The sequence below is a fragment of the Paenibacillus sp. sgz302191 genome (genome assembly GCF_057749925.1).
The window spans coordinates 24108-30287 of sequence record NZ_JBYLHY010000054.1 but is presented as its reverse complement, the minus strand read 5'-3'; the positions used below and the strand labels follow the sequence as shown (position 1 = coordinate 30287).

Annotated in this window: 7 protein-coding genes and 1 other RNA gene; all 8 read right to left on the bottom strand. The window is 50.6% G+C overall.

Going from position 1 to position 6180, the window contains the following annotated elements:
• Window positions 1-230: 230 nt before the first annotated feature.
• The 8 genes from AC3G2T_RS37475 to AC3G2T_RS37440 all read right to left on the bottom strand — a co-directional run bounded on the left by AC3G2T_RS37475 (window position 231) and on the right by AC3G2T_RS37440 (window position 6093).
• Window positions 231-500: a pro-sigmaK processing inhibitor BofA family protein gene (locus tag AC3G2T_RS37475; protein ID WP_474687042.1), complete on the bottom strand. Its 270-nt coding sequence runs from the start codon at window positions 498-500 to the stop codon at window positions 231-233.
• A 3-nt stretch (window positions 501-503) separates the two neighbouring features.
• On the bottom strand, window positions 504-788 hold the full coding sequence (locus tag AC3G2T_RS37470; RefSeq protein WP_474687041.1) for a DUF2508 family protein: 285 nt from the start codon (window positions 786-788) through the stop codon (window positions 504-506).
• A 132-nt stretch (window positions 789-920) separates the two neighbouring features.
• Window positions 921-1517: a recombination mediator RecR gene (recR, locus tag AC3G2T_RS37465; protein WP_474687040.1), complete on the bottom strand. Its 597-nt coding sequence runs from the start codon at window positions 1515-1517 to the stop codon at window positions 921-923.
• Between the two features lie 44 nt (window positions 1518-1561).
• On the bottom strand, window positions 1562-1873 hold the full coding sequence (locus tag AC3G2T_RS37460) for a YbaB/EbfC family nucleoid-associated protein (RefSeq protein WP_474687039.1): 312 nt from the start codon (window positions 1871-1873) through the stop codon (window positions 1562-1564).
• Window positions 1874-1903: 30 nt separating this feature from the next.
• Complete coding sequence (gene dnaX / locus AC3G2T_RS37455) at window positions 1904-3652, bottom strand: DNA polymerase III subunit gamma/tau (protein WP_488438633.1); 1749 nt, start codon at window positions 3650-3652, stop codon at window positions 1904-1906.
• Window positions 3653-3731: 79 nt separating this feature from the next.
• The gene (locus AC3G2T_RS37450) at window positions 3732-5168 is read right to left on the bottom strand and encodes an ATP-binding protein (protein ID WP_488438632.1); all 1437 of its coding nucleotides are present in this window, start codon (window positions 5166-5168) and stop codon (window positions 3732-3734) included.
• A 144-nt stretch (window positions 5169-5312) separates the two neighbouring features.
• Window positions 5313-5576, bottom strand: an RNA gene (gene ffs, locus AC3G2T_RS37445) — signal recognition particle sRNA large type.
• Between the two features lie 58 nt (window positions 5577-5634).
• Window positions 5635-6093 carry a hypothetical protein gene (locus AC3G2T_RS37440; protein ID WP_488438631.1) on the bottom strand — a complete coding sequence of 153 codons (459 nt, stop codon included), beginning with the start codon at window positions 6091-6093 and terminating at the stop codon, window positions 5635-5637.
• Window positions 6094-6180: the final 87 nt, after the last annotated feature.

Below are 6180 nucleotides of genomic sequence, written 5' to 3'. Positions count from 1 at the left end.
CTCCAAAAAGGTGTTACCTTTATTGAAAGCTGAATAGCTCAATTTCAAAGCTGACGAGATTTTGCAATCTCTTGTTTTGGTCGATTTCTCAACCTTGCTTCTTCACTCGTTGTTCAGTTTTCAAAGAGCAATCATCTTGCTTATTTCACCGCCGTTTCAGCGGCGACTTTTATAAGATACCACAGACGGACATGCCGAGTCAACACTAAAATAAATGTTTTTTTCTCCCATTACATGAGCGTTAGTTTCAAGCCCGCCAAAAGCAGCACGCCGGGTATGCCAAGCAGCGTTACGGCGGCCAGAGTCACCGTGTTAATAGGCAGTTCCAGATGCGTATATCCGCTAAGCAGATTCAAGACGTACAAAATAAGCGCGGCCAAAGCCACATTTAACCCCAGGCCCGCAAGCCACCTGCCGGCCCGCCGGTTGCGCAGCAGCATGATTGCGAGCAGTAAAGATGAACCCGCGAACAAACCCCACATTGCGTATTTGAGCGCCATATTTTATTCCTCCATCACGCGGCCGTTGTCGACCATGCTTATTTGCTGCTGTTTGGCTTGCTTGAGCAGCATCTCATACCTTTTTTCCGCCGCCTCCAGCGCATAAATCGCATAATCGACATGGTCCTTGTCCAACGCGAATTCAAAATGCGCCTGAGCCGCCAGCCAGCTTTTATGGGCCTTGCGGATCTCATGGATCAGCTCCTGCCTGTCCCTTCTTTTTGCATCCAGATCGAGTTTGGCCGCCGTATTTCTTTTCCAGTCCAACCATTGCAATGCCGGTTTCACCGCTCGTCCCCCATTCCATCATGACAAAGAGTTACTTTATTCATACGGCGACGGCGACGGGCTTAGAACCGGCGTTCAGTTTTCCACGCAAAAAAAGAGAGCCGCGCAGCTCTCTTCGTCCGATCTGAATTATTAAATTTCTCTTCTGCCTTCAAGCGCCTTGGTCAGCGTCACTTCGTCCGCATATTCCAGGTCTCCTCCGACCGGCAAACCGTGTGCGATCCGGGTAACGCGAAGACCGAAAGATTTGACCAGTCTCGATAAATACATCGCAGTGGCTTCTCCCTCGATATTCGGATTGGTCGCGAGTATAAGCTCCTGAACCTTTTCATCGCTAAGGCGTTTAAGCAGCTCGGCTATGTGGATTTGATCGGGGCCGATGCCCTCCATCGGCGAGATCGCACCGTGAAGCACATGGTAGTAGCCTTCGAATTCTTTGGTCCTCTCCATAGCCACCAAATCCTTCGGCTCCTGTACGACGCAGATGACGGAACCGTCCCTGCTTTTGTCCTGGCATATGCGGCACGGATCGACGTCCGTTATGTTGCAGCATACCGAACAATAATGGAGGTTTCGCTTCACGTTAACGAGCGCTTTGGCAAAATCGAGCACGTCGTCTTCTTTCATGCGAAGTACGTGGAAGGCCAGTCTGCCGGCGGTTTTGGGACCTACCCCAGGCAAGCGCGAGAAAGCATCGATTAGTTTGGCTATCGGTTCGGGGTAATGCACGGAAGATCTCCTTCATCAATCAGATTCGCTTGGTCTTGGCTGTCTTAGAATAATCCCGGAATGTTCATGCCGCCTGTCAATTTGCCCATATCTTTGTTCGCAAGTTCTTCCGCCTTGGTCATGGCATCATTGACTGCAGTCAGCACGAGATCCTGCAGCATTTCCACATCATCCGGGTCTACGGCTTCAGGCTTGATCGTGATGCTTTGTACTTTCTTGTGCCCATTCACTACGACAGTCACAACACCGCCGCCAGCCGTTCCTTCAATCGTTTTGTTGCCAAGCTCTTCCTGAGCTTTCAGCATTTGCTCTTGCATTTTTTTTACTTGTTTCATCATTTGATTCATGTTATTCATCGCATTTAGCTCCTTCTGGTTTTAAAATATTTAGTCTTCTTTAATGGTTACCAAGTCTTCGCCGAAAAGTTGGATGGCTTCGGAAATCCATTCTTCCTTCGGCTTGCCGCCCGCTTCTTCCTCCTGCTCCATCTGCATAATCTCCTGCGGAGCGGCGGCCGCTTCGCTTGAAGCTTCGTCCCACTCCTTGCGCATAATGGTCAAAAGGCGGTACGGTTTGCCAAGTACGGAGGTCAGCACCTGTTCGATCAACTGTTTGTTCTCGGGCTTCTCGGTCGTATTGCGGTGCATCTCGTTCTTGAAAGCGACGAGTACCGCATCATCCAGCACGGAAACCACATCACCGTTCACGAACCAGGCGTGAACCGTAATTTTTTTCTCCTTGACGGTGCCAAGAATCTGGCTCCACTTCATAAGAGCCGTCTTCATCTCCTGGCTTTCGGCCGCTTTGAGATAACCGTCCAGCTTCAGGCCCGATTTCTTGACGGGCACTGCGGCAAGCGGCCCCCTTTGGGGCGCAGCCTGCTTCAATGACTGATCTTGCGGAGCGGCTGTCAAACCTGATTTTACCAGTCCGGCAACCTGTTCTTCAAGCTGCTGCAGCTTTTTTGTCAGATGAGCGATCAGATCCCCTTGCCCGGAAGAAACCGCTGCAGGAGCAACCGACATGGAAGCATGAGACGAACCAGCTCCGGCATGGATGTCGCCGGCTTTCATAATCGCGATTTCAAGCAGCGTCTGCGGCTGTACGGAATATTTCATTTCACTCTGATAATGATTTAATATTTCTATAATAGCCATCATTTCATTTGGGGTAAAGTGGTCTGAGACCTCGCGCTGCTTGTTCATATCGAAAACCCGCTCTGTAATGACCGGCGAGTTCGGAACCATGCGCACCATCAGCAGATCGCGGAAGTAATCGATCAGGTTCTCGATGCATTTGTCCGCGCTTTTGCCCTCCTGCATGAACGTATCCACCAACTCCAAAGCTGCGCCCAAATCTCTGTCTTTAATCGCCAGAACGAGCTTTTCGAACTGATCCGCGGCCACGCCGCCGGTAATGGATAAAATATCGGTAAGCTGCACTTCTCCGGTTGCAAACGATGCCGCTTGATCCAGCAGACTGAGCGCGTCCCTCATCCCGCCATCCGACAGCCGGGCGATGTAGTGAAGCGCCTCTTCGCTGATCATGATGCCTTCCTGATCGCAAACGAAGCGCAGCCGCTGCACTTGTTCCTCCAGCGAAACCCTGCGGAAATCAAAGCGCTGGCAGCGGGATATAATCGTGGCCGGTATTTTATGGGGCTCCGTCGTCGCCAATATAAACATGACGTGGGCCGGCGGCTCTTCCAGCGTTTTGAGCAGCGCGTTAAAAGCCTCGGTCGTCAGCATGTGCACTTCGTCGATGATATACACTTTTTGCCTTACTTCCGTAGGTGCATATTTCACTTTGTCGCGGATGTCCCGGATTTCTTCGACTCCCCGGTTGGAAGCGGCGTCGATTTCCACGACGTCCATCACAGCGCCTTCGGTAATCCGCAAGCAAGCCGAGCATTCGTTGCACGGCTCTTCCGCGGGACCGTTCAGGCAGTTAACCGCTTTGGCCAATATTTTGGCCGTGCTTGTCTTTCCCGTTCCGCGGGGACCGTTGAACAAGTACGCATGCGTAAGGCGGTTTTCTCTTAGCGAGTTTTGCAGCGTCCGGGTAATGTGCCTTTGTCCGACGACTTCGCCGAACGTCTGCGATCTCCAAGTCCGATATAGAGCGATATGTGCCATAATGTCCCTCTCCAACAATCCCTCTTTCGAATTATTGAATTCATTATACTATAAACCGTTCCGGGGGTGAAATAATTGCTTAAGGGTACGGGATGCTGATCGTAAACGTCGTTCCATAGCCTTTGGACGATACGCGGATACTGCCTCCCATGTCATGGATGATCCTTTGGCAGACGGACAGCCCCAGTCCTGTCCCGTCATCCTTGGTCGTAAAAAAGGGATCGAAAATTTTATCGATCACGAATGCCGGTATTCCCGCTCCCGTGTCATGGATATCGATGCACACGTTGCGCTCCGCCAGGTCCGTTTTCTCCGTTACGGTCAAAATCCCCCCGTCGGGCATCGCTTCTATGCCGTTTTTGCAAATATTCAAAAATACTTGTTTGAGCATCTCCCGGTCGGCCACAATTTCAGGCAAGCGGCTGGCAGCTTCGTATTGCAGATTTACATTGTGCAGCACCGCTTCGTTATTAATGATCGGCAAAATTTCCTGCAAAACCTCAGAGGCGTCTATGCGTTCGTATGTCACATTTTTGGGCTTTCCGAGCAGCAGGAACTCATTGACCAGTTCGTTAATCCGGTTGATTTCGGCCAGCATGACTTCCGTGTAGTTTTGCTCCTTGCTCATCCCTTGCGTTTCGAACGTCCGCTTGAGAACCTGCAAAAACCCTTTGATCGAAGTCAGCGGGTTGCGAATCTCATGGGCCGTGCCCGCGGCAATTTGCCCGATCATCGCGAGCCTGTCGCTGCGCTGGACCATTTCCTCCAGAGAGCGAAGATTGGTCACGTCTTTGAAAATCAGATAGGCGCCGACCATTCGGCCATGGCTGTCCCTAAGAACATTGGAATCCAGCAGCAGCTCGTACCGCTCATGATTGTTCGTCCAGGAAACCGCATAGTTGCGCACTACCATTCCGTTCAAAATGGTTCTCTGCACCAACTGATGCTCAGGCGGAACCGTTGCAAACACTTCCTCCAAGGGCCTGTTCAAAATCCGCTCACGGTCCATCCCGAGAATTTTGCAGGCCATATCGCTAATATCGACAAGCGTAAAGTCCATTCCGATCAAAAGAACACCTAAATTGACGTCCTGCAAAAAGGCGTCCGAAAATCGCTGCAGCAAACTTAATTGCGAGTATGCGGCCTGATTTTTCATAATGATCAGATAGGCTTGTTTGCCGCCGCGCATCAATTTCGTCATGGAAAAATGATAATGGGTCATTTCGCCGTTTTTTCCGATCATAAATCCGTAAGGCCATTCCGCCGTCCGTCCCGCCGATTGATTGTAAACATTATACGACTCCTGCAAGCCGAGCTTCATTTTGAATAATTGGGAGAACGCGATATTCGTTATTTCCGCAGCCGAGTATCCCGAGCGCTTCAGTACGTAGTCGTTTGCTTCCACGATTTGATCCGATTCATCGACAATAAGCGCGCTGACCTGCAAGCATTGATCCAGCAATTTACGCACTTCTTCCACGGATACTTGATAATGCTCAGAACCGGAATTTGACATACACAGCACCCCCAATCGGAAAGCGTTTTCAAAATTGTTTAATAGTATATTCATTCTCTTTCATTAAAGGAATTTCCTTCCTTTGCATGAAAAAAACGCCCGGCAGCAGCCAGACGTTTCGTTAGCATAATTTGCAATTATAAACCGTGCACCTGTTATTGATAAAGGGATACGAGCGTACTCTTGTCGACAGCTCAAGTTAGGCAACCCTTCGGCACATGAAACATCACGCTTACGGCTGCTTCCTTCCGGACCTGACCGGGTTCACGAGCATTCATTGCGAAGGACCCGACTCTCAACACTACGTGCAACAGCCAGACCTCACATCACAGTACCTCTAACAGGAATTCAACCCCGCTACAGCGGATTGCGAGCTACAGGGCACCGCTACCTCCCCGTCTAGCACGGCAAAAATAAGTATAGCCGATTGATAAGCAAATAGCAACTAAGAGCAAAACCTACCAAACTATCTTTCGACTGTAACCCGCACATCATATCGCGGCATATTCGTATCCAGAGCCATCTGGGCCTGGGATCTGAGCTCTTCCGCCTGAGCTTCCGTCAGCTCTTTTTTCGGTTTGATTTTCACTTTGGCTGTCGGGCCGTTGAACGTAATGCTGGTTTTATCGATTCCCTTGAGCTGGGCAAGGACCGCTTTCATCAGATCGGCATCGTCCCTGTAATGGTGATATGTTGGGTGCAGCGGATTATTCGGATTGACGCTCGTTAATCCCATGTAGCCGTCCTGCGGGTACGCTTGCGCTTTGTATTTGCCGCCTGCGGTATTGTTGCCCGCATTGCAGCCTGTAATGCCCGCTGCCAGCAAAACCGCCGCGGCAAGCCCCAGGATGCGTTTGAACGCAGCCGGTCTTTGCAAAGCGTAGCCGAATCCGCCAGGCTGCAAGCCGCCTCGTTTTCCAGACATAAAAACACCTCCCTTTTCACCTCTAAGCCTAAGCTTAGGATGACCAAGGGAGGTTGTCTTATGCCGATTGGCAGCACTGAAATTGAT